The 23,600-nt window shown below is 60.3% G+C and carries 17 protein-coding genes and 1 pseudogene; 10 read left to right on the forward strand and 8 right to left on the reverse strand.

Features of this window, described 5'->3' with window-relative positions:
* Positions 1-30: 30 nt before the first annotated feature.
* Both H488_RS24135 and H488_RS0118150 read right to left on the reverse strand, forming a co-directional pair.
* Positions 31-2,271, reverse strand: coding sequence for an N-6 DNA methylase (locus H488_RS24135; RefSeq protein WP_017832707.1), 2,241 nt, complete (start codon positions 2,269-2,271; stop codon positions 31-33).
* Between the two features lie 131 nt (positions 2,272-2,402).
* Entirely contained in the window at positions 2,403-2,891 is a 489-nt protein-coding gene (locus H488_RS0118150) for a hypothetical protein (protein ID WP_150110314.1), read from the reverse strand.
* Positions 2,892-3,215: 324 nt separating this feature from the next.
* On the opposite strand from H488_RS0118150, the gene H488_RS24140 reads away from it, so the two are divergent.
* Positions 3,216-3,557, forward strand: a complete 342-nt coding sequence (locus H488_RS24140) for a hypothetical protein (RefSeq protein ID WP_150110315.1) — start codon at positions 3,216-3,218, stop codon at positions 3,555-3,557.
* A 239-nt stretch (positions 3,558-3,796) separates the two neighbouring features.
* Here the strand turns inward: H488_RS24140 and H488_RS37090 are convergent, their stop codons facing one another.
* The 3 genes from H488_RS37090 to H488_RS24145 form a co-directional block, all read right to left on the reverse strand.
* Positions 3,797-5,353, reverse strand: a complete 1,557-nt coding sequence (locus H488_RS37090; RefSeq protein ID WP_150110316.1) for a hypothetical protein — start codon at positions 5,351-5,353, stop codon at positions 3,797-3,799.
* A 603-nt stretch (positions 5,354-5,956) separates the two neighbouring features.
* Positions 5,957-6,262: a histone-like nucleoid-structuring protein Lsr2 gene (locus tag H488_RS0118155; RefSeq protein WP_031282613.1), complete on the reverse strand. Its 306-nt coding sequence runs from the start codon at positions 6,260-6,262 to the stop codon at positions 5,957-5,959.
* Positions 6,263-6,418: 156 nt separating this feature from the next.
* Entirely contained in the window at positions 6,419-6,895 is a 477-nt protein-coding gene (locus H488_RS24145; protein ID WP_017832711.1) for a hypothetical protein, read from the reverse strand.
* 239 nt (positions 6,896-7,134) lie between these two features.
* Here H488_RS24145 and H488_RS24150 point away from each other — a divergent pair, with 239 nt between their 5' ends.
* The 6 genes and pseudogenes from H488_RS24150 to H488_RS38640 all read left to right on the forward strand — a co-directional run bounded on the left by H488_RS24150 (position 7,135) and on the right by H488_RS38640 (position 14,580).
* On the forward strand, positions 7,135-7,725 hold the full coding sequence (locus H488_RS24150; RefSeq protein WP_017832712.1) for a recombinase family protein: 591 nt from the start codon (positions 7,135-7,137) through the stop codon (positions 7,723-7,725).
* A 548-nt stretch (positions 7,726-8,273) separates the two neighbouring features.
* Complete coding sequence (locus tag H488_RS24155) at positions 8,274-9,371, forward strand: endonuclease/exonuclease/phosphatase family protein (protein WP_017832713.1); 1,098 nt, start codon at positions 8,274-8,276, stop codon at positions 9,369-9,371.
* 632 nt (positions 9,372-10,003) lie between these two features.
* A complete protein-coding gene (locus H488_RS37100) occupies positions 10,004-10,366 on the forward strand; it encodes a CU044_2847 family protein (protein ID WP_150110317.1) in 363 nt (120 codons plus the stop codon).
* Entirely contained in the window at positions 10,359-12,152 is a 1,794-nt protein-coding gene (locus H488_RS36485) for an STING domain-containing protein (protein WP_081615733.1), read from the forward strand. Before H488_RS37100 ends, H488_RS36485 begins: the two co-directional genes overlap by 8 nt.
* A gap of 337 nt (positions 12,153-12,489) precedes the next feature.
* Entirely contained in the window at positions 12,490-12,894 is a 405-nt protein-coding gene (locus H488_RS37105; protein WP_150110318.1) for a hypothetical protein, read from the forward strand.
* 356 nt (positions 12,895-13,250) lie between these two features.
* A pseudogene (locus H488_RS38640) lies at positions 13,251-14,580 on the forward strand (ISL3 family transposase).
* Between the two features lie 40 nt (positions 14,581-14,620).
* On the opposite strand, the gene H488_RS24165 reads toward H488_RS38640, so the two are convergent.
* From H488_RS24165 to H488_RS24175, 3 genes are all read right to left on the reverse strand, one after another.
* Positions 14,621-15,457 carry a hypothetical protein gene (locus H488_RS24165; RefSeq protein WP_017832714.1) on the reverse strand — a complete coding sequence of 279 codons (837 nt, stop codon included), beginning with the start codon at positions 15,455-15,457 and terminating at the stop codon, positions 14,621-14,623.
* A 212-nt stretch (positions 15,458-15,669) separates the two neighbouring features.
* On the reverse strand, positions 15,670-18,018 hold the full coding sequence (locus H488_RS36000; RefSeq protein WP_017832715.1) for a DUF262 domain-containing protein: 2,349 nt from the start codon (positions 18,016-18,018) through the stop codon (positions 15,670-15,672).
* A complete protein-coding gene (locus H488_RS24175; protein ID WP_237740426.1) occupies positions 18,015-19,745 on the reverse strand; it encodes a DUF262 domain-containing protein in 1,731 nt (576 codons plus the stop codon). The genes H488_RS36000 and H488_RS24175 overlap by 4 nt, the downstream gene beginning before the upstream one ends.
* 248 nt (positions 19,746-19,993) lie before the next feature.
* On the opposite strand from H488_RS24175, the gene H488_RS24180 reads away from it, so the two are divergent.
* From H488_RS24180 to H488_RS24190, 3 genes are all read left to right on the forward strand, one after another.
* The gene (locus tag H488_RS24180) at positions 19,994-20,875 is read left to right on the forward strand and encodes a hypothetical protein (protein WP_190274502.1); all 882 of its coding nucleotides are present in this window, start codon (positions 19,994-19,996) and stop codon (positions 20,873-20,875) included.
* Between the two features lie 262 nt (positions 20,876-21,137).
* Positions 21,138-21,860 (forward strand): HNH endonuclease family protein, encoded by a 723-nt coding sequence (locus H488_RS24185; protein ID WP_150110319.1) that lies wholly within the window; start codon positions 21,138-21,140, stop codon positions 21,858-21,860.
* 447 nt (positions 21,861-22,307) lie between these two features.
* Positions 22,308-23,558 carry an IS256 family transposase gene (locus tag H488_RS24190; protein WP_017832719.1) on the forward strand — a complete coding sequence of 417 codons (1,251 nt, stop codon included), beginning with the start codon at positions 22,308-22,310 and terminating at the stop codon, positions 23,556-23,558.
* Positions 23,559-23,600 lie beyond the last annotated feature (42 nt).

Below are 23,600 nucleotides of genomic sequence, written 5' to 3' on the forward strand. Positions count from 1 at the left end.
AACTGAATGGATCACAGGGCCGTAGGCGTTCTAGCGGATAATGAACTGCCCGGTGGATACGGTGTTGCCCGCGACATCGAGCAACGCCCTGGTTTTCTCGGCGAGTTCTGTGGCGGCCTCAGCGGCGAGGAGGAGCTGTTTGTAGGCGGCTCCTGCCTGGCGCTGGGCGTCCAAGGGCAGCCGGGGTAGGCGCAGTTTCTCCACCTTGACGGTGGGGGTCATCTGGCCGCTGAGGGTGGCTTGGTTAATGTCAGCCGTTAGCATGTGGGCGACGAATTCCGGGTCGTGGGTAGCGGGGTTGACGTCGAGGAGGATCACCCCTCGGGCGACCGGCAGCCCTTCGGTGTTCCAGACCCGGGCAATGATGCGGTTGCCTCGGATGGTGACCGCGACCTGTCCGGGGCGGGAAGTGATCGAGGCATACGGGGAGTCCGGCATCGTGATCGGCAGGTGCTCGGCGCGTCCGTCTACGACGGATTGCGGTGTGAGTACATGGACCGGCTCAGCGTCTGGGTCGGTGTCGGTGCGGTGAGTTTGGGCGGTGCCACGGTGAGCGGGAAAGGCGTTACCAATGGGGTACGTCTCCACTGCCGTCTCCAGAGCATCGAGAGATGTGGACGGGATCGACAGGGTCTGCAAGGCCTGTTCGGCGTCCTTCAACTCTGCTTGGGCGTGCTCGAACCCTTCGAGCAGTTCTTGGTCACCCACTGGCTGAACCGTCTGGAGCCAGGCCTGCGGAATGAGGGACGCGTCGGGGGAGAGCAGTTTGGTGGCGGACACCGTGATGGCCCTCGGATGCTCGACGGGCTCGCCGGCGCGCCAGGTGTGCAGGGCGGTGATGGCCTCATCGAGGACCGCCTCGGTCATTCCGGCAGCCGAATGCTGGCTGAGGTCGATGAGCAAGACCTCATTTGAGGATCGAGGCTCAGTCAGGCGGTGGAGGACCACGATGTAGCTGGGAGTTTTGGTATAGCGCTGGATGCTGGCCGGTAGGGAAATGATCGCCTCGATCACTCCTTCGGCGATCATCCAGGACAGTGCTTGATTGGAGCTACCGGCCCGGGATAAGGCCCGCTGCGGCAGCACAACGGCGGCCTGGCCTCCGGGATTCAGGGCTTGATAAGCCGCCAGGGCCCAAGCGAGGTCAGACCTACTGCCGGTGACTCCACCGAAGGGCAATTGAGCTGCCCATGCCTTTTGCTCCCCATGCAGCATCCCCGAGGGGCCGTGCATGATGACAGCATCGAAAGTGNGCTGCGGCAGCACAACGGCGGCCTGGCCTCCGGGATTCAGGGCTTGATAAGCCGCCAGGGCCCAAGCGAGGTCAGACCTACTGCCGGTGACTCCACCGAAGGGCAATTGAGCTGCCCATGCCTTTTGCTCCCCATGCAGCATCCCCGAGGGGCCGTGCATGATGACAGCATCGAAAGTGGAATCAATGGTGAGAGCGTCCTGGGCGCTCAGCTGTGCCGGGACGTCAGCCAGGGAGAGCCGGCAGGCGGTGATCTCAAGGGCTTCCTTATCGGGGTCATTGCCGTGCAGCTCGGCGTGGGGATGAGTGTTGTGGGCATCCAGCAGCGTCTGACCCGCCCCGCACGCTAGGTCAGCGATCGTGGTGGCATGTTCCCCGATCGATCGGACTAGCAGTTGGCTCAAGGCGGGGGAGGTCATGGTGGCGGCCAGGCCTCCGCGGGCTCGTTCCGTTGCGGCCTTGATCAGTTGCTCAGCTACGCGGTGAGGATCCGCATTCCCCAAGGCGGCGCCGATATGCTCGAGCATCTGTCCACGAGGACTAGGCAGCCCATCTAGCCAGCCGTCAACCCGGCAAAGGGCATCGGAGACGTACTCGTTGTCGTAACGCGAAGCCGTGGTCACATAGCTCATTGCACCGATGGGGCCTCTAATGGCCTGGTCCAAGGGGAACTGGGCATAGTCCGGCAGAGGGGTTTGCGGGTCCTGGCTCCATTTAGCCCACCACAAGAGGGGCAGAAGGATCGGGACCATATCTTCTGCCGGGACGATGCCGCGCAGGCTGCTGAGCAGGGCGAAGTCAGCCTGGTCCGGGTCCTGCTTGATCGGCTTGTTCTTCGATTCCAGCCACTGCAGAACCGCCGGCAAGGGGAACAGCGGTCGGCTCTGGGTCCCGGCGGTGGCCTGCGGGAAGTCCGGATACCGGGCCCGCCAGTTACTCACGGTCGAGGTAGACACCCCAGCCAATCGGGCAATCCCAGAAGGACTGATGTGCTGGTAGGTGTGGGTGGCGTTCATCATGTGTCCTTCGGGGTGTGTACGGACTCGGGAGGAGAATTCAGGCACTAGGCCGCAGCCCCTCACTTGATCTGCCCGGTCATCCTGCTCTTAGTGGTGTCCAAGGGGCGTCGGGGCTTCGTGGGGGTGGGCATTCAGGCAGCTTGCCGTGCGGTCGGAGGCGTGTAGAACCGGTTCTCGGGCAGAACGATTACCTCGCCAGCGGCCATACGCAACCGCTTCGACAGGCAGGACAACCGTGACACCACCACGACGCACCCACCGGCAGCGCCCAGTGCGGCCACCACGTCGGTAAATCCTCCATCGCCGCTGGCGCACACAATGCGGTCAAACCGCGCGGGCAGATTCTCATCCCACATCACTTCCTGCAGAACCCGATCCGCCCCATCAGGGCCGAGGCGGAAAAGCTTGCGGCACGGCACCGCAGAGCGCTCGATCTCCCACACAGTTGCTCGGGCAGTAGTGCCCACCACGACCAGATCCCCGAGCTGGTAGTTGGCAAGGCGGGCATAGTCCTCGAACCACCCATTGACCGCCTCAGCCACAAAGAACGGCGTGCCCAACTGGTTCTCGATGTCGATGAGGTGGATGGAACGCCCCCGGTGCGACTTCAGCATGTTCATGACTACCCCCGCCTGAAACGTGTTTCTGATGTGTTCACAACGTAGACGGCGCCAGAAGGGTTCGCAAGTGCAATCCCGAAAATTCTGGATGTGAACGTAACACTGTGGGCTTTCAGGAGGACACGCATTGGCGAGGAGGCAGTTTGGGGTACATGCGGAAAAGCGCGGATGTCTCTCAAGCCAAGGGTTGCGCGATGCCTTCGTTGCAAGACTTGAGCCGGCGCGAAGAAGTGCGCGCTCTGGTGCTTACTTTGGTGCTTGACCTTGCCGTCATGTCAGGTAATCCTGACAGTGTCAGGGTTTCGTGACATGGCGGAGGTGGGCGTGCTCGAGCACGATGGACTGCAGGGCGTGACGGCGCCGCATGCGGCATGGGAGCTGGGGGCGTCCCTGGCTGATCACTCCGTGCCCGTGGACGACCGTGACGGGGTGGCGGTGGCTCAGTTTCTGCGCATGGCCGCTGATGCGTGGGCCGCCGCAAAGACCGACGAAGCCGCTGACCGTGCTCTGGAGCGGGTGAGGTTCTTGCGTCTGCTCGAGCGCGGGGCCGGCGTGGCGCTGCACGATGCTGTTAATGATGCCCGGGGGAGTGGGGCCTCGTGGGCCGGGGTTGGTTGGGCGTTGAACACCTCCCGGCAGAGTGCCTACGAACGTTTCACCGACTGACCCTGCATTCGGTACGGGTTCGCCGGCTGGTGAGACCGAGTCTTATCAGCTTTCGGCGCGTTGGCGCGTCTCGCAGGTCATGGGCTGTAAGGCAATCCAGTTACGAGACATATCCGTGCCGTGGCTGCCACTCCAACGTGTATAAGTCCCATCCAATGGTCGTGCTGAGCCAGGGTGCGAAAAGCAAAAGTTGATACATTAGAGGGAGTTTGAAAATTAATAAATGATGTTACTGAAAATTAGCTAGGTAGCGTAATCTTCCTGATGTCCGTGTCTGCCGACGCACCTACGACTGCCATAAAATCTAACTTCTCGCAATGACGCGCCCACGCAAGGATCGTAGCAACGATAAGGCAAATGGATCCCAGCAAAATCCATATAGTAGCCAACAGTAGGCCCTTCAAGCCAATAACGACAGACACGGCAGCCAAGGCCGTAGCAAGCCCAGAAAATCCAACAACTACTCGTGGCCAAAAAAGGGCCTCAGCCCGCACCTGATGATCCCCCGGACGAGCTAGAGTTGCAGCAAACAAAGTCGGTACTAGCAACATGATGGCCACGGCCGCCCCTGCACTATTACTCAGCCCATCTTGAGAGTACATCCTTGTTTCGAGGAACTTTCCGAAAAGTTGGGCGATGCCACCTCCCATTAAAAGGAAGACCCCTGACATGCAGGCAACGATAGAGGGGAGGATAAATCCCTCTAACTTAGGCCTCCAGTACAGCTCAATTTCCCAGGCATGACGGGGAATGTTTCGGAAATAGACTACGGCTGTTTCGGGTGCAATGCGACATGAATACTCTTGCCAAGAAGAACGGGGACGAACAGGAGCTTGCGACTGTTCGGTATCGTTGGCGGCTGCGTCAGAATTGGAAATTTCCTGTGCAGGGCTAGATTCGGCATAAGGACCAAAAGCCAGCTCTGTAAAAAAGACTCCAGGCGGTGCATTCACTCGTACGTGGTCTCGGCTAGACATGCCAATGCCATCGACAGTAAGAAATAAGGGCCGTGGTTTTATGGCAAGACGTTCAGGAAGTACGCGATAGGCATGAATGAGCGCTTCTAGCCAGTTCGCCCAGTACCCTTCTTCATTCCTTCTCGAGTAAGATAAAGCAGAGCGAAACAATTCCGTTTCCCGGTTGGAATCGTTATATTCAAGGTAGCCGTATTTGAGAAGTGAGCGACCATCTGTCCCGTTAGTGGGAATCTTGATTATCGGCATAAACGATCGCGTAAATACGATAAACCAGCTAACTATTTTTTCCCTTGTAAATAGATTTAGCCAGACATGCTCTTCACTGACTAAGTCTTGAGGTATCATCCAGGAATCAATTTGACTACCTTTGCCCTCTTCTGCCTCTCTGAACGCTTTTCTTTCCTCAGGGGATAGACCCCCACGAGCTATGGATTTTATATGTTTTTTAATTCCATCGTGTAAGCCCTCAGCGTTAAATCCCTCATCTTCAATAACTGCAAGTAGCACCTCTGTAGCTATGGCGGCGTTTTCGTCGCTTGTGTACAGAGACTGAGAAATGCCTTGTGAGTCTTTTATATCGAATTCTAGATATAGGCTTTTGTCCACCAGGCCAAGTGGTATGGGAAGATGTGTGCTGTTTTTGAGCCCGCATTCATCGGCAATGGACAAAAGCCGGCTGATATCAATGTCAAGTGAAATATCCCGACGAGTTCCATCAAAGTCCAGATATTCTACCCGCTCGACACGCCGGGATATCCAGTCATTCTCGGAGAATAATCTCAGAAAAAATTTTCCAATTTTTTTGTCTGTCGATTCCACTATGGTCCTGGGGGGAGGGGACCTCGAGGTCCTGGATATGCTGTTATTTCTACATGGAATGCTATTAACTGCGCCTTGCAGGTTGCACTAAAAGAGCCCGGGGGCCCGTGATGGGGGCTACATCACGGGAGCGCGAGACTTTCGAGGTGGTGACGAAACGGGACATGATGCCTGCGGAGTTGCTATCCACAGCCGTCGCTTCGGTAGCCTTCCGTCGACGTGAAGATACCCGCGGTTGTCGCTTGAAAATTACTTTCGATTTTCCAAGTCCTTTTTCCGCAGTGCTTCCAGCCACCTTTAGCCCTACCTTTTCGCTTAAGTATAGCAATTATTTATAACCTCTAATTATATCAATGGGTTTAATGTTAGTCAAGTAAAATTTATTTGTGATGATCTACGGGGGTTGTTTCGGTGTGCATGGGCAATGCCAGTGCCGTGCATGCATTTCATTAAACTATGCCTGCGTGTAGGTGCTTTAATGGCGTGCGCTAATTATTCGTGCCTCGTGGCTGTAATGGGATGAGAGGCGCCATGGCTCGTCTTCGCAGGACGTGCCGTAAATTGGTTGGGTCAGTGGGCGGCGTATTAGGCGCCCCTCACGCTCTAGTGGATGCGGCCGCGGTCGAAGACCTTATATCCGTTCTCCTTATCCCAGGCTCGGATCTTCGCGGTGTCCGGGGCGCTGTCCGAGGCCCGGGACCGGGTGCTGCTGCGGCGGCTGGCCTTGCGGCCGGCCTCCTCGAAGGGGTGCAGCGCCTCGCGAAGCTTCTCGGCGTTGGTGGTAGAGAGATCATTCTCGTAGTCCTTGCCGGCGAGGGCGAGGGTGACGGCGTCGTCGGCGGGTCCGCTGTCGAGGTCGTCCTCGAAATGCACTTCGACTTTTTGAGCTACAGGCGGCGTTCCTTCCATTATTCGGGTGGGGAAGCGAGGTTAGGGGTGGTAGGGATCATCTTGGGCAGACGTGGCGGAAGGCATCCTGGCGTCAGATATTCCTGCTGATTCCACTGCGTTTGCCGGTGCCGTTGTTTTGGTGCGGTTGCCGGTGATGACGGTGCCCTCCNGAGGTTAGGGGTGGTAGGGATCATCTTGGGCAGACGTGGCGGAAGGCATCCTGGCGTCAGATATTCCTGCTGATTCCACTGCGTTTGCCGGTGCCGTTGTTTTGGTGCGGTTGCCGGTGATGACGGTGCCCTCCTGGGTGAGGTCCACGCAGAGCATGCCGTCCTCCATGAAGGGTTTCCATCGTCTGGTGGCGGTGGTGTCGATGCTGTAGTGCGCGGTGAAAGCCGTGGCTGAGATGATCGCCTGCCCCGGACCGCGCTTGGACCCACTGCGGACAGCGTAGGCGTGCGGGGAGGAGTCATCGGTGGCGCGCAGCGCCATTACCTGGCGATCACGGTCGTAGAGCAGTTCCACGGTCTCAGCGTTATCGACTAGGTCGTGAGCGGCTTTGTTCAGCGAAATCACTCCGCGCTTCTGGATCGTCACGCTCGGCGCCTTAGCCAATGGAGTCATTCTCTTGTCGAACACCTCGAACGGCATTGTTCCTCCTATGGCGTATGACAAACAACGGTGAGCTTCATCGTAACCATTGCCCGCATGTGCACGACAGTCACTTGAGGCTCATCGAGGTGTCTTTGAAGGCTAGGGATGCGAGACGTCTCGTCCGAGGAATTTGCGCCCGCATGTTTCCGCGGTTCAGCCTGTCTCGCATCCTTGTGCTTTATCCATGCCTCTAGAATCGGATACTCAACGTTAGTTGCGAGACAGGGGAGGTAGACGTGGGGAAGCTGATCGGGTACGCGCGCGTGTCGACGCGGCAGCAGGACGCGGACCGTCAAGTGTCCGACCTTCTGGGTGCCGGCGTGCGGCGCGATGACCTCTACGTGGACAGCGGAGTGTCTGGAGGGCGTGCTTCGCGTCCACACTTCGACAAGGCGGTGGCTGCGCTCGAGGACGGTGACACGTTGGTCATCACCACGCTGGACCGGTTGGGGCGGTCCACGCAGAACATGCTGGCCTTCGCCGAGGCACTGCGGGGGAGAGGCGCCGGATTGCGGGTGCTGAATCTCGGTGGGGGAGATGTGGATACGGCTACCCCGATGGGCTCGATGGTGTTCACCGTCATGGCCGCGCTGGCGCAGATGGAGTTGGAGATCAAACGAGAGCGGATCACCGACTCGGTGGCCAAGCGCAGGGCCGCCGGCAAGGACCTCGGCGGACGCAGGCAGACTTTCACTGACTCCCAGATCCGCAATGCGCTCCGCCTCATCGAGGGCGGAGAGCCGGCCACTCAGGTGGCTCGAGACCTTGGAATGTCCCGGGCCACTCTCTACCGACGGATTCGCGAGCTCCCACACGCGACCATCTGACGAGGTGCTCAGTTGGGATGAGCAGGGTTGTGGGTGCTGAGTCTCGGTGGGAGAGAAGTGGATGCTCGCACTCCGATGGGGTCGATGGTCTTCCCCGGGATGGCCGCTTTGGCTCAAATGGAGCTGGATATCAAACGAGAGCGCATCACCGACTCGGTGGACAAGCGGAGTGAACCGTCACGGGACAGGATTGGGTGGCCCCTGCTCGTGCACCACCCTCTACGGCTGGCTCGTGACTATCGTGTGGGCACCGGTTCAGGTGGTATTTGTCGATTCTGGCTANTTGGGTGGCCCCTGCTCGTGCACCACCCTCTACGGCTGGCTCGTGACTATCGTGTGGGCACCGGTTCAGGTGGTATTTGTCGATTCTGGCTACGGTCGGTGCACGAGCCGGATGCAGGAGGAGCACCATGGGTTTCAATCGGTCGATGGTGATGGCCAGTGCGGCCGCGATGCTGATGGTGGGTGTCGGTGCGCCGGCCGTGGCGGGGCAGCACCATGTCCACGAGCAAGGAAGCACCAGGGGCAGCCGGGAGTCGGTGAGGTTCATGACCTACAACGCTTCCCTCAACCGCGGGACCGAGGGGCAGCTGCAGGGCGACCTCGCGACCCCGGGCAACGTCCAGGCGCAGGCGGTCGCGGAGGTGATCCAGCGCAACGACCCGGACGTGCTGCTCGTCAACGAGTTCGACCACGACGACGAGGGCCGGTCCGCGCAGCTGTTCCGCGACAACTACCTCGCCGTCGGCCAGAACGGCCAGGAACCGGTGGACTACCCCTACGCCTATACCGCGCCCGTGAACACCGGGGTGCCCTCGGGGTTGGACCTCGACCAGGACGGGACGGTGGGCGGCGGTGGCGACGCCTGGGGCTTCGGGGCCTTCCCGGGTCAGTACGGGATGGTCGTCTACTCCAAGCACCCCATCGACACCGCCGGTGTCCGCACGTTCCGACACTTCCGCTGGGCGGACATGCCCGGCAATCTACTGCCCACAGGCTTCTACCCGCCCGAGCAGGCAGAGCAGCTGCGGTTGTCCAGCAAGTCCCACTGGGACGTGCCGGTGCGGATCGGCGACCGGACCGTGCACGTGCTCGCTTCCCACCCCACCCCGCCCGGCTTCGACGGCCCCGAGGACCGCAACGGGCGGCGCAACCACGACGAGATCCGTTTCTGGGCCGACTACGTGCGCGACCCGGCGGTGTCGTCGTACATCTACGACGACACCGGAGCGCGCGGCGGGCTGGAACCCGGGGGGCGGTTCGTCGTGATGGGCGACCAAAACGCGGACCCGCACGACGGTGACTCGTGGCCCGGGGCGATCCAGCAGCTGCTGGAGCACCCGCGGGTGCAAGACCCGCTGCCGGCCTCCACGGGCGGGCCCGAGGCCGCGGCCCGTCAGGGCGGGGCGAACCGGACACACGTCTCGGACCCCGCCTACGACACCGCGGACTTCAATGACGACCCCGGCCCCGGCAACCTGCGGGTCGACTACGTGCTCCCGTCGGAGAACCTCCGGGTCGTGGGTGCCGGCGTGTGGTGGCCCGCTCCCGGTGAGCCCGGGGCGGAGCTCACCGGCGAGTACCCGTTCCCCACCTCCGACCACCGTCCCGTCTACGTCGACATCAGTGTCGGCGGACGTCGATGACCCCGGCCGATGAGCGCCAGCCGCCCAGCACGCAGCCGAGAGGCCCCGCCCACTCCTGGGCAAGGCGTCTTCGTCATGGGTAGAGCCGCAAGCCCTGATTACGGCCGACCATGCGTTGGGAGGAGTGCATGGGATGCGATGACCAGAGTCTTCATCAAACCCGAGGCGATTTATCGAACAGATATCGCACCGTCAGGAAGACCGCGCCGCAGCCACCACCCCCACCGCCGACAACGATCGACGGGACGCAGAACGTTGTCTTCACCAATATTCGCGAAAGTTCACAAATTTCCCAAGATGGACGACAAATCTCCACAGAACCTTGTCGTTCGCATGGGTGAAGATCTTCGGATCAGGAAGCCCCTCATCGAAGTCGGCAGTCTCCGACTGAACGATCACCAGATGGCCGAGTCGCCCATTGGTCGAGCCCTCATGATGAACGTTTACAAATGTACATAACGATGGAATCGTGTTCCGAAAAATTCAAACTACATCTAAATCTTGACATGGCTAGTTGGACAGGAGGAACGTGGGCATGGTCAGTCGCACCTATTAATTTCAGCGCTCATTCACTCATCTCAGAGCCGGGAACCGGAAATTGGGGAGCATGGGTAATTCACGGGGGAAAGCACATGGGACTGGAAGAAAAAACCGCTGTTTCAGCTCGAGTGGGTAAGTCCCTCGTCTACTTCGAAAGCGTCGATGTCGATGTACAGCCTGGTGGTGGAAGTAATGACGAGAAGGACTATGGCACATCTGCAACGTCGACCCAGACTCAAGGAATGGGAGATGCGTACAAGCAACTGAAAGAAGTTTTAAAGGATATTGCTGATGATTTTGGTGCGGTGCTGGCAAGTTGTTCGGAACATGGACCAGATGAAGCTGAAATAACTTTTGGCCTCGCCTTTTCTTGTGAAGCTAATGCTTGGGTTTTGAAAAGTACAGGAAACGTTTCCCTTAGTGCCAAACTGACCTGGTCGACTAACAATGAATAATATCATTGGCACCAACGAGTCGGACGATATTGGCGCCCTTTTGTCTCAAGCAACATGCGCCGTCTTAAGTGGCTCTGCAATCGAAGGTGGGGGAAGGGTTGTAGGCACAGCCTGGCTCGTTACAGAAGACGGCTACCTGCTCACGGCTGGACATGTGGTTCTTGGAATTTCATCTGAAGGAGTCTGGGTCAATTTTCCTGACGAAAAGAGTGATAGATGGGCCACTTGTGTCATGGATTCGTCTGGCGAAAAATTGCAAGCAATGTATAAGACTCCCGAAGGCATTGATTTTGCCGTATTGAAGATTAATTCGGAAGAATCAATAAATCGTAAACCATTGCCAATTACGCTAGTCTCGTCGGTTCAAGGAAATGTACGCGCCTGTGGGTATGGGTCAAACCTTCCCAATTCTCAGCACACTGGTGCGGGAGTTTTTCTTGGACCACACTTAAGAAATAACTCTAGTGATCAATTGCTGTTCGAATATCAAAGTGAGACTCTTGCTGTAGAAGGATTTAGTGGGGCCGCAATATATAGTGACGTAGCTAAAGCGGTTGTGGGTATCCAGATCGCGAAAGAGAGAGTTCGCGAGAAGACGGCATTGGCCATGCCTTTGTCGCGTGTCTCAAAATATTGGGGCGAACTTGTGCTTACAGCACGCAAGCCGCCTGTAGGGTCATGCGTTCTTCTAATCCCTGCGAGTCGTGATGAAATCAGTCGTAACGACCTGATAAATCACATTGTCCGACCTGTTTTGGATAATCTCAACTTGGATTTGCATGTTTCAAATTTTGGTGAAACTGACATGACTGATTTGGCAAAACTCGAGTTTGCAGACGTAGTTATTGCAGATGTATCTTTTAATGACTTTAGTGTTATTTATGAGCTTACTGTCGCCCAGGGACTCGGGACCCCAGATATAATTTTCGCCGATAGTTCCACAAAATCTGAAGAAAAGTCAGCGGAATTTAATCAAAACTTTAAAGTAGAACCTGTGAATTTAATGGATCCGGAGGGCGCTCGAACGGCATTGCAGAATCGACTCATTTCAGTACAAGCCATTTTTCAGGCGCTAGGCGAGTCGGACAGTCGCAATCCAATTACGGACTACTTCAGTGCGCCGTTGACCCAAATATCGGTAGCTAATGCCTTGGCTTTGGGATATTTTAATAGTTTTATATACCCGGTGGGAAGACTATTACTTACTGCAATCCATGACCCATCATTTAATATTGTGGTTGATGACAAATTATTAAACACTGCGCAGATGGAACGAATCAAGTTCACNTTACTTACTGCAATCCATGACCCATCATTTAATATTGTGGTTGATGACAAATTATTAAACACTGCGCAGATGGAACGAATCAAGTTCACTATTGTGCTACCCACCAAGCTGGAGTGGGCCAATGATCAATTTATCTCGAAACATATTACCAAGCCTGGACTAGCTGGCGCGGCAACTATCAAGCACCCTGTCCTGTCTCGTGACCGAGGGATGGTAGTTTTGCCGTATGATCTCGTTGGTGACAGTGCTATTCAATTGGCCGATGCATTTCCAACGACTCTGTCTGCCGTTTCGAAGGCTATCGACGAACGCCTTGGTGTAGGCAAGGAGGCGGGTGGACAAGCATGGAGAGCTCTCGAGTCCAAGGAAATCGACAGGTTCGGAAGTAAGGTCCAACAGTACATTCGAAGATCTGGCCTTGAATCTGCGTATGGAGTTCGTCTTTCTGATATTTTTCAGGTAACAACTGCGGAATTAACGTTTCCTTCTTTGAAATAATTTTGGTGGGTGTGCAGCCAAGGGTTTTTGGGCTCTTCACGAACGAGAGTGTGATGGTCGGCGGTCAATGCGCGTCCCAGAGCGGTCCGCAACCCTCAGCTGCCACGAGGGTGAAACCGTTTGCTGCCTACGGTGATGACGTAGCGACCATTTGAAGCTGTTTGCGCCCAGTCGGTGAGCTTGTAGCCCGCCATAGGCCCACTGGACAGGTCGAAACGGGATGAATTCCCTCGATAGAACCTTCCCATATGAGGAGTAGGGCGGATAGGCTCCCGCAAAGCCTAGCGATCACATCCGAGCGCACAGACGCTCTTGACCAGAAGGATCGGCTTGTCAAGTGGTCAGAATCGGAAGATTTGAGCTGAAAAGGGTGCCGTTATGGCGACATCCGTACTACCTGACTGTCGCAGGCCTGATTGTCGTGGTCGGCTTCCAAAATGTGGTGAACCGGTATGTTGGGATAGCGGTTGCTCTTGTTATTTGCGGACTGGTTATTCGTTATGTCTCCGCGCTGCCACCCCGATTCGTGTGCTGGGCTTACATCATCATGACAGGTGCGCCTATATTACTTGGGCCCGCAAAACTTGGGAATTACATTCTTGGCCTGGCTGTCGCAAGTACCGTATTTCTGGTCAGTGAGAAGAAATCGGTATCAATTGCCGCGATCATTTATGGCCTAGTCATCATAATGCTACTATTGGGCTGGTTGTTCTTGGTCGCTCTCCCTGCCCTCTTTGTGTGAATTAGAGAAGCCCGCTAGTGAATACAAGTTCGAGGCATCATCCAATGGGAAGGCTACTTCGGGTAGTTTGCATGTAGATCGGCCTAACTGGAATCGTAAATCCTTAATCCTCTCGCCTCCTGTGCCACTCACGCTGAATAGAACGTCCTATACACATGCCGGAAGGAATAGAGATTGCAAGCTGCAGTGAATAGTCCCCTATTCGCGGTGATTGCTATCGCCGCAGTCTTCAGCGCTACTTATGCGGCCCTTCACAGATGAGCCTGGGTACCAGGGTCCGTGTGGGCGTCTCGAGGGGCGTGTTGTGAGGTCTGGGTAGAGGTCGAGGCCTCCAGGATGGATAGCGACCAAGCAACCTGATCCATGAAGGCCTCGACGTGTCTCATGCTATCTGCGCGCCCGCGTGCGCGCTCTTCGACCTGCCCGACGTTCACGTCCTGGCCGTGGAACGCGGGCCGGGCTCGTTCACCCTGGTGGTTGAGACCGTGCCGTCCCTGGTGGGTTGCCCGGGCTGCGGTGTGCTCGCCACCGGTCATGGCCGCCGGAAGGTGCTCCTGCACGACCTGCCGTGTGCCGGGGTGCCGGTGCGCGTGGTGTGGCGCAAGCGGGTCCACCGGTGCCAAGAGGACACCTGCGAAGTCACGACGTTCAGCCAGATCCACCAGCTGGCAGCCCCGCGGGGCAAGCTCACCACCCGCGCGATCTCATGGGCGGTGACCCAGCTGCGCTCCCACGACATCGCGGTTTCGGCACTGGCGGACATGCTCGCCGGTCGCCTGGAACACCGTCTGGCACGCCGTCGCCCCGGTCATTGAGGGTCAGTTGGCCGCTGAGGACCGGCTGGCCGGGGTGGATGCCCTGGGTGTGGACGAGCACGTCTGGCGCCACGTGGGGCCACCGGGCACCGGGCTGGTCACTTCGGATCGTGGACCACACCCGCGGCGAGGACGGCCGACCTCGAGCCAGGCTGCTGGACCTGGTGAAGGGCCGCACCGGGGCCGCCTACGGCGACTGGCTCACCGAATAAGGCGAGACGTTCACGTCCGGGATCCGCACGGCGACCCTGGACCCGTTCCACGGCTACGCCAACGCCATCCGCGATGTGCTCCCGGAGGCCATCACGGTGCTCGACGCCTTCCACGCCGGTCTTGCTCGGCGGACAGGTCCTCGACGAGGTGCGTCGCCGCGTGCAGCTTCGACACCCTGGGCCACCGCGGAAGGGCCGGCGATCCCTTGTACGGGATCCGCCGGACCCTGCAGATCGGCGCCGAGCACCTCACCGCCAAGCAGATCACCCGGCTCAACACCAAGCTCGAGGCCGGGGACCCGCACCACGAGGTGACCCTTGCCTGGCACTGCTACCAGAGGCTGCGCGCCGTCTACCACTCCCGCCTCGAACGAGGGCGCCGGCTGGTCGCCGAGATCCTGGACGCCTTCCCGACCTGCCCAATCCCGGAGATCGCCCGGCTCGGACGGACCCTGCGCAAGTGGCGGTCGGCGATCCTGGCCTATTTCGACACCGACGGCGCCTCGAACGGTCCCACTGAGGCCGTGAACGGGGTGATCGAGACGATGCGCAGGGTCGCCCGCGGCTTCCGCAATTTCGACAACTACCGGCTACGCGCCCTGCTCGCCGCCGGCGGACACCGGCCGTGGAGAAAGACGCCCACCCATGCTCATCTGTGAAGGGCCGGAAATCCGGTGCTCCCGGGTAGCGGGACGAAGGTTACCGACCGCATTCTGCGTCGTCGGGGTCGTTCAGCAGCTCGCCGTCGACGATCAGGGGATCGCTGGCATGCGCCGTTTCTGGGCGGTGTCCTGGTTTGGTCAGCTCGAGGCTCGCGAGATGCTTCTGCAGTTTCCGCGCCATGGGGAGGAAGGTGCCAAGTGTGAGGCCACCTGAGAGCACCGATCCGACGAGGGGGATGGCTTTGGCTACTCCACTGGCGAAGATCTTCTTCGTCATTTGTGCTCCGAGGTAGCTGGCGACCTTCTTGACGACGGGGTAGATCACGCCCTTGGTGAGGGCCTGCTGCGGTAGCTTCTTCGCAGCCTGGGCAGCGATCATGGCTGCTGCTTTCGCTACTCCGCCTTGGGCGATCTGGACGCCGACCATGACGCCGAGGAAAAGCGTGAGGATGCCCTCTGTGGCTTCGTCCATCTCATCGTCGTCTCCATTGAAGAGATCAGGCCAGCTATAGATGTACGCCAGCTTCTGGGAGATCCGGAGCATGTGGCCCAGATACTGGGCGACGTCGGCGGGTACCGTGCCGATCATGGCGAACCCACCGGGAACTCCCGCAAGCGCTGAGAGACCGGTGACCTTGCTGGTCTCGTAGCGGATCGAAGTGTTGGCGGCTTCGGTGATGATCTCGAGCGGTATGCCCGCCGCAGCAGGGCCGTCGGCGATCGCTCGCTCAGTCTGACCCTCTGTGCAGTGGCGCTTCAGCGCCGTTCGGAGATAGGCAGCCCGATCAATCCGTACGCCCGGCAGCTTCGCCGCAGCGTTCAGCGCCTGGGAGAACGTTGACCCAGCGGTCGCGATCGTGTTGCTGTCGTCCATGGGCCGAGAATACTTGGGGCTACCACGCGCCGTTGATCCGACACGATAAGGGCCGTGCCATGAATCGGAACATCGAAGCCCTCATCGCTCTAAACCCTAGGGACTGCGGGCTGGGGTGACACCCATATCCTGCCGCCGGCAATCCCCGTCACGATGCGCCACTTTGGAGCGAAGGACGCAAACGCTTCGGATGCGGCGTCCTGCAATGGCCGTCAGAGGCCCTCAACTGCCAACGCGCGCACCAGTCGCACACAGAGCTGTATCCGGTCCTCGCTATCCACTAGCCGGCCGCCTTCGGGCTTCTGCTGGACCAGAACCCGCAACTGGTCGGCAGAATCGAACGCCGTCAGGGCCTTGGCGACCTTGGTTTCGACGGGCTCACGGTTGTCTGGAAGGACGAGTTCGAAGGCGTCGTCATCACAGCGAATCTCGATGCGGGACCTCTTGAGCGTGAGGCCTGGGTCGTCGCGGTGCCACCAACTTGGTTCCTCGGCATCAGCACCGAGCGAGCCGTCGACCCAGGCCGCATGGAGCAGCGCGTCGCTGAAGTAGGCGTTGTAGTTGCTGCCGTGAAGCATCCGGAGGCGCTGATAAGCGAACCCGCCGGTCGTGCTGTCGTAGGTGCCGTGGTAGTAGCCACCGCCCTTCGAGCTGCGGGCGCCGGAGTAGCGGACGAGGTAGTAACGCCAGTCGTAGAAGTTGCGGGACTCGCGTTCAGCGAGCCACTGGGCGCGGATCGCATCGAGAGCATCGCTTGGCTGGTTCGTGCCGGTCGCCGCCCGCGTGGCGACGTCGTCCAGCAGAGCCGCCAGCGGCTCGCGGATGTTGGCGAGATTCGCCCGAGACCCCGTGGTGAGCATGTCAGTCCAGGAGTCGTCCTTCTGGGAACTTCCGAGCTGGCGGCGACTTCCCTGCCAGCCAACATCGCGTGAGTAGTCCCCTTTCGTGAGCAGCGCGGCGCCGAGCAGGTCGCGCAGTTCCGGTCGGCTCACGGCTGTGAATGCTTCAGCTCGTGCTTCTAGCGTGGCTGCATCGAGCTCGAACGCCATGATGCGTCCGCGAACCAGTGGGTGGTCTTCAAGTTGATGTACGGCGTCAATGGTTTCTGGGTGCTCGTCCAGAAAGGACCATTTGAGGACCTCATCAGCAACCCAATCGCTTCGGAAGGTCCCTGAATCCTCCAGTTGGCCGTGGACGATCAGCTTCTCGGTCTGTGCGACGTAGGCAGGCATGCGATTGAAGTCGAGGAATGCTGCAGTGACATTGCGTAGAGAGCGCAGGCGCTTGGCGATCTCGTCCTGACTGATCGTGTCGTCGGCCTGTCGCGCGAGCAGGACTCCGAAGAGGAGCAGCGTCTCTTGTGCCGTGAAGTCGGACCCGTACCGGACGATGCAGCTACCGAACAGGTCAGGAGTTGTGGAGAAGAGCGGAATCGATCCTTCCCCGAGGCCGCCGGCGGTGAACAGCCTGCTGAACTCGGCACTCGGGTCGAGAGGACCTCTGATATGGGTGACGGGATCGGCGCCAATCCACGTGTCGAACGCGTGGAAGAAGAAGTCTCGATTCCGAGCGGCATGTTCGTTGCTGGGGTCGGCGATGGCGAGTCGGGCTCGCTCCTCGATCGGCCAAAGCCTTCGTGCCTGCCTGTCGTGCCACTTTCGGGCAGACTTCCCGTCGCGCCACTCGCAGATTTTGATAATGAAGGTGAGGTACCGCTCAAACTCATCGTCGATCTTGTAGTTGCTCGCCGCTCGCTTCTCGTACTCCCAGAGCAGATCGGCCCACACTCCGTCGATGCTCTCGACGAGGTGCTGGTGCCGGTCAGGGTCGGCTGACTTGATGATGCTTTCGAAGTCCGCCTTGAAGACCTCAAACGTCGTCAGTGGCTTCCCGCGCGAGTTCATCTTGATATAGAGGTCTTCCCCGTGGGCGATATCGACGACGGGGAGGAACAGGAACCAGATGGCACTGTTTTGGACGTCGGCGGGGCGAGCTGCGAGCCGGTCCCACACGGCGTCGATTTCGTCGGCGTGCGGGACGAGCCGTCGATGGATCGCGTCGAGGATGACGAGCATCGACGAGATGGTCGGGTCGTGGCGCCACGGGTAGACGTACCATGGCTGGTCTTTGATCCAGGCCGATGGCGAGGCTGGCCCGCCTGGATACGGGTTGTTGGCGATTGTCTGGGTGAAGTCTCGAGCTGTCGGCCGGGTCGCGTAGGAGAAGCACAGCCAAGGGGCGGCCGAGTCGAGCTTGTCTGCGCGCGAAGCGACGTACCAGTGCAGCAAGAACAGGGTAGTGAGGCGTTGTTGGCCATCGAGTGGCTGCAGGACTCCGGCTCGAACGTCGCCGTACACGAAGTCGAGACCCATGTGCCTGTCAGTCGTGGCGGCTTCGATGACCTTGTCGAGGAATCGGTCCCGGAGGGCGCTGACCTCCTCGTCAGCTCGGCCCTGCGCGAAGTCACGCTGGATGATCGGGATCTCGATCTCGGTGATGCCGGGACGGTCTCCGACGGGTTCGTCGAATAGGCCGAGGAACGTGGTGGGGTAGCCCTTCATGCGTGGACCTCGTCAGCGGGAGACCTCTCGACCATCAGGAAGCGCTCCACCTTGTCGATCAACGCAGTGAGGTAGTTGGCCTGATCCTGGGGACCCCACAGGGAGAGTTGCTGGTCGGCCGCGGCCGTGTAGTACTTCAGGAAGACGTTACGGGTGCAGGGCAGGATGTAGGCCCCATCCTGGTCGAGCCCGATCACTTGTTCGCGCTTGAGGGCGAAGACCGCGTTGTTCAGCTTGCTATTGAGGTCGCGTTGGAGCAGTGCCAGATTGCCGAGTCCGTGCGTGTCCTCATCGGTGGCGTCAGCGCCAGGAGCGCTGAACAACGCCAGGACCTGCCGGAAGATCCAGTCGAAACTCTGCTCATCAGTCTTACCGTCGGCCATGGCCAGATGGGCGTTGATCTTGGCGATGATCTCGTCCACGTCGGCCCGCTGATCTGGCGGCCAGTGAGACTCTTCGATTTTCTTCTTGTGCGTCCGTAGCCAGTCTCGACGTTCGGTCTCCTTCTCGAAGGCTTCGGAGTTCTGTGCGTGGATGTGTTCCAGCGACCAGTTATCGACGTAGGCGTGGAACGAGAAGCGGCTCCCGATGTCGCTGCTGCCGAGCACGGTCTCGACATTCATGAGGAGCAGGACGTCGGTGCACTTGCCGTTGTCCTTCCCGTAGCGCAAGAGGGAGACCTTGTCAGCTGTGAGACCAAGGCGCTTGCGTGTTCGGTCAACGAGCGCCTTTCGGAAGGCCGAGTGCGTCCGGGATCGGGATAGGTCGATGAGTTCCTGGATCGAGTCACCGACCTGGATGAGGTAACCGATCCGGTGGTAGAGATCGCGGTCTTGGAACCACCCTGTCAGCAGTCCGTGGCGCTCGACGACGTCTCGCCAGAAGGCGGCCGATCCTCGCTCGGCGATGTCCTCCCGGACTTTGCTGAAGGTCCAGTAGCGGGGCCGTTCTCTTAGACCCGCCTTCGGCGTCATGGACTCGAAGAGGAAGTCGATGTGGGTCGACCTCTCGGTCGATGAGCGCGTGAGGAATGCCCAGAACTGCGGATCACGAAGATCCCTCTCGAACCCGTCCCATTGGGCAGCGATTTCCTGTTGCCGTCCCGACTTGCCGCCGGCTGCGCCGCTGTTTGATAGCACCACCGCCTTGATCAATTCCGAGTCCGTCAGAGGGATGCGATCACGGTTCAGGCGCGTAAACAGTGCGGTGGCGTCGGTGCCCGGTGGCGCCTCGTACCAGATGACGTAGACCCAGTTAGCAAGCGCCGTGTGGAGATTGATGGCGGCCTGTGTGGCGTTCGGCTGTTCGTCGAACCACTCCCCGATGACGTCGTACGCCTGGGCGATGTGGTAGTAGTCGATGTTCTCGTCACGGCGCGAGAAGTCGAGAGTCTCCAGGAAGTCGCGGCTACCTTGTCGGGTTTCGTAGGTGAGCAGGTAGTCCAACTTGGAGTCGGCGATCTTCGTGGCGACGTATTTCGTGATCAGGAACAGGGTTGTCAGGCGCTGCTGGCCGTCGACGAGTTCCCAGCTCCCACCATCGCGCTTCAACACGACGATCGGCTGGAGGTAGTAGTCGGTGGGCTCTCCCCTGCCGGCTTCGCGCTTGTGGGTCTTGATGTCCTCCAGAAGTTGGCGCACTTCGTCGCGTCCCCACCGGTAGCCACGCTGGTACGCGGCGACGAAGAACTCGCCTTGGATAAACGGCTTGTCGTCGTCGCCCTTCATCACGAGCCGGGGCTCAATCGTCGTCTCCGATCGAGCTGATTGGTCAGCGTGTTCTCCCACGAGAAAAGACTCTAGTGGGATGCCCCGACGGATTGGGGACGGTTGCGATGACGCGGGTCGCGGCGACGGCGGGGCGCAGCGCACACTTCACATAAGGCGAGAAAGCGGCTATCAAGCCAGCTTTGATGACACCGGCTGATTTAACAGTCCCGCTCGGGAGGTGCTGGTGATGCGTAGGGTGAAGACCATTGACCCGAAAGGACGACCCCATGCGTCTTGAACCCACCTGGTTCACTGATCCGGTCTCCCCGGTGTTCGGCGCGGCCTCGGCTGCCGCCTTCGGTGCATTGAGCTTGATCGACCCGTCCCGGTTGAGCCCGGCACGTCGACGGCTCTACCGGGCCGGGGTGGTGGCGACCACGGCGTGGTGGGCTGGGGTCACCACCGACCGGGCCGCGCTGGTGCCGGCCAATGTGGTGGCCGGGGTAGCCTCCGGGGCGGCGGTGCTGGCCCTCTCCGATGCTTCTGAGAGCCTGGATGCCCGGATCGTGGGCCGGCTGGAGGCGGCCGGGGTCAGTCATCCGCGGCGGTGGCTGGCTGCGGCCTCGGTGGCCAGTGTGCTGGTGGGCTACGCCGTCGCGCGTGCCGGGGCCCGGGCTGATGCGCAGGCTCTGGAGGTGGGGGAGGAGTCGATGCGCACCCGTGCGCTCACACCTGCGGTGCGCGAGGTGGTCCATGGGATCCTGCAGGCCACGGACACCGCCGAGGCCCGGGTGCTGCTGGGGCAGCTGACGGTCGCGCAGGAGTCCTATTTCGATGACGGCGTCGAGGGGTTCTCCGCCACCGTGGAGTTCCAGGTGCCCGACGACGTGGTGCGCGTGGTGCCCCATCAGCAGACCTACCCCGTCCGGGCCCGGTGCCTGGGATCTGATGGCACGCAGCTGCAGATTGGCCTCCAGCTGATGGAGGGCAAGCTGTCCTACCTGGCCATCGACTTCGTCGAAGAGGCCTACTTCGAGGATGAGAGCGCGATCGACGTCGTCGAGGAGCTCCTCGACCAGTGGCCGGACCCGACCGATCTGCGGTACCTGCGCGAGGGTCCGGATGGTCACCTGCTTCCGGTGACCTGACCGGCACCACAACTCTCCCTGATGCAACGGTCGCTCGAGAGGCGTCCTGCGCAGGGGGTACAGTCCGCGCCTGTTGGTCTGCGACGGGGTGGATCCGCAGACGGATGTGGCGCCGGGAGGCCGCCAACTACGAGTCAGTAGCGTCGCTCTCACCTGTGCGGATGCAGGACCAACGTCACATCAGTGCTATTTGCGGTCGTGATGCCAGCATGAGGGGGCGCCGATACAGGCGCCTCGATCCCTTTGATTCTGGAGGCTCCTCATGCCTTTCGCTCTGCTCTCACGCCGCCGTACCACCTCGTCCTCACCCACGGTGGGCGCTCACCGTGCGGGGTGGCGTGCCGCGGCCGCCTCCACGGTGGTGGCGGGTCTGCTCTTCACCGGTGGGGTAGCGCCGGCGCAGGCGGCGAGCACCTACAGCGCCCCGCTGCGCACCGCGGTGAAGTCCTTGCCGGTGGCGGCGGAGAACAACGCCGGCTACAACCGGGACAAGCAGTTCGGCGACTGGAAAGACACCAACAAGGACTGCCAGAACACCCGGGCCGAGGTACTGCAGAACGAATCCAAGGTGAAGACCAGCTTTACCACCACCAAGCGATGCACCGTCAAGGGCGGCAAGTGGGTCACCACCTGGGACGGGCGCACCCACACCTCGGCCACCACCGTGCAGATCGACCACACGGTGCCGGTCCACGAGGCCTGGGGCTCCGGGGCGCGGGGCTGGAGCCAGACCAAGCGGGTGGCGTTCTACAACGACATCGGGGACCACCGCACGCTCAGTGCCCAGACCTCCAAGCTGAACTCCACCAAGCAGGCCCGCGGCCCGGAAGAGTGGATGCCGCCCAAGCACCGCTGCGGCTATGTGGGGGAGTGGGTGGCGGTAAAGATCCGCTGGGGCCTGAAGGTCGACAGCAAGGAGAAGGCAACGCTGACCCGGATCGCCGCGGCCTGCCCCAACGTGACCATCAAGGTCGCCAAGGCCTGACCGGGCCCACGATGTGCCAGCGGGCCGGACACCGCAACGGTGTCCGGCCCGATCAGCGCTGCGCCGAGAGGGAACCACTCAACATGGAAATGGCCCTTACACAGTGAGAGCGGTAGTCCTTCATCCACATTCGACGAAGCGACAAGTGCGTCAGTCGGTGGCCAGTGGCGGGCCGGTAAACACCCATTGCGTTACATGTGGACATTTCTCGGGCACTCAACCGCTAGAAGTCCGGCGAGCATCCCGTACGAGGGGACTGTAAGAAGAACGGTGTGTGAGGGTCCGGCCTGATCCGAAAGGAGACGGCCGTGACCGACTTCACGACAGACAGGACAGAGGAGATGATCGATCCCGTGANGGGACTGTAAGAAGAACGGTGTGTGAGGGTCCGGCCTGATCCGAAAGGAGACGGCCGTGACCGACTTCACGACAGACAGGACAGAGGAGATGATCGATCCCGTGACGGGAGAGATCATCGATCAGAAGGAAATCGCCGAACGGCTGCTCGCCCAAGCCAAGGAGCAAGGCGTGAGCCTGGTCGGGCCCGGCGGGCTGCTGAACCAGCTCACGAAGAACGTCCTCGAGACCGCCCTGGAAGCCGAACTGACCGAACACCTCGGGCACGACCACGGGCAGACCCCGATCGCGGCCAATATGCGCAACGGGACGAGATCGAAGACCGTGTTGACCGAGATCGGCCCCGTCGAGATCGAGGTGCCCCGGGATCGGGACGGGTCCTTCGAGCCGGTGATCGTGCCCAAACGCAAGCGGCGCCTGGACGGGATCGATCAGATCGTGCTCTCGCTGTCGGCCCGCGGCCTGACCACCGGGGAGATCGCGGCGCACTTCGAGGAGGTCTACGGCGCGAAGGTCTCCAAGGACACCATCAGCCGAATCACCGAAAAGGTCGCCGGCGAGCTGGCCGAGTGGTCTTCGCGCCCCCTGGACCCGATCTACCCGGTGCTCTTCGTCGACGCGATCGTGGTCAAGGTCCGCGACGGGCAGGTCCGCAACACCCCGTTCTACGTCGTTATGGGCGTCACCGTGCACGGGGAACGCGACATCCTCGGGATCTGGGCCGGTGACGGCGCCGAGGGCGCCCGGTTCTGGCTGCAGGTCTTCTCGGAACTCAAGAACCGGGGCGTCGAGGATGTGTTCATCGCTGTCTGCGACGGGCTCAAGGGCCTGCCGGAGGCGATCAGCACCACCTGGACGCAGACGGTGGTGCAGCAATGCATCGTGCACCTGATCCGCAACTCCTTCCGTTACGCCGGCCGCCAGCACCGCGACGGCATCGTCAAGGCCCTCAAACCGGTCTACACCGCCCCGTCCGAGGCCGCGGCCAAGGACCGGTTCGCCGAGTTCAAGGCCGAGTGGGGCCAGCGGTATCCGGCGATCGTGCAGCTGTGGGAGTCCTCCTGGGCGGAGTTCGTGCCCTTCCTCGAATACGACGTGGAGATCCGCCGGGTGATCTGCACGACGAACGCGATCGAGTCGATCAACGCCCGCTACCGGAGGGCGGTGCGGGCCCGTGGGCACTTCCCGAACGAGCAGGCCGCGCTGAAGTGCCTCTACCTCGTCACCAGATCTCTTGATCCGACCGGCGGCGGTAGAGCACGCTGGGTGATGAGGTGGAAGCCAGCACTCAACGCGTTCGCGATCACCTTCGCCGGACGGTTCGAGAGAACCACTCACTGATGAAAACCGCCGGGCCCCACACACCGTTTATCGGACAGTCCC

Origin of the sequence: Kocuria sp. UCD-OTCP (assembly GCF_000349605.1) — a bacterium.
In the GTDB taxonomy this organism is placed as follows: domain Bacteria; phylum Actinomycetota; class Actinomycetes; order Actinomycetales; family Micrococcaceae; genus Kocuria; species Kocuria rosea.

Bases quoted from the DNA above. Each gene is read 5' to 3' on its own strand.
- H488_RS0118150 (WP_150110314.1), bottom strand. From the start codon at position 2,891: ATGAACATGCTGAAGTCGCACCGGGGGCGTTCCATCCACCTCATCGAC.
- H488_RS0118155 (WP_031282613.1), bottom strand. From the start codon at position 6,262: ATGGAAGGAACGCCGCCTGTAGCTCAAAAAGTCGAAGTGCATTTCGAG.
- H488_RS24145 (WP_017832711.1), bottom strand. From the start codon at position 6,895: ATGCCGTTCGAGGTGTTCGACAAGAGAATGACTCCATTGGCTAAGGCG.
- H488_RS24155 (WP_017832713.1), top strand. From the start codon at position 8,274: ATGACCTACAACGCTTCCCTCAACCGCGGGACCGAGGGGCAGCTGCAG.
- H488_RS37100 (WP_150110317.1), top strand. From the start codon at position 10,004: ATGGGACTGGAAGAAAAAACCGCTGTTTCAGCTCGAGTGGGTAAGTCC.
- H488_RS24165 (WP_017832714.1), bottom strand. From the start codon at position 15,457: ATGGACGACAGCAACACGATCGCGACCGCTGGGTCAACGTTCTCCCAG.
- H488_RS36000 (WP_017832715.1), bottom strand. From the start codon at position 18,018: ATGAAGGGCTACCCCACCACGTTCCTCGGCCTATTCGACGAACCCGTC.
- H488_RS24175 (WP_237740426.1), bottom strand. From the start codon at position 19,745: ATGAAGGGCGACGACGACAAGCCGTTTATCCAAGGCGAGTTCTTCGTC.
- H488_RS24185 (WP_150110319.1), top strand. From the start codon at position 21,138: ATGCCTTTCGCTCTGCTCTCACGCCGCCGTACCACCTCGTCCTCACCC.
- H488_RS24190 (WP_017832719.1), top strand. From the start codon at position 22,308: ATGATCGATCCCGTGACGGGAGAGATCATCGATCAGAAGGAAATCGCC.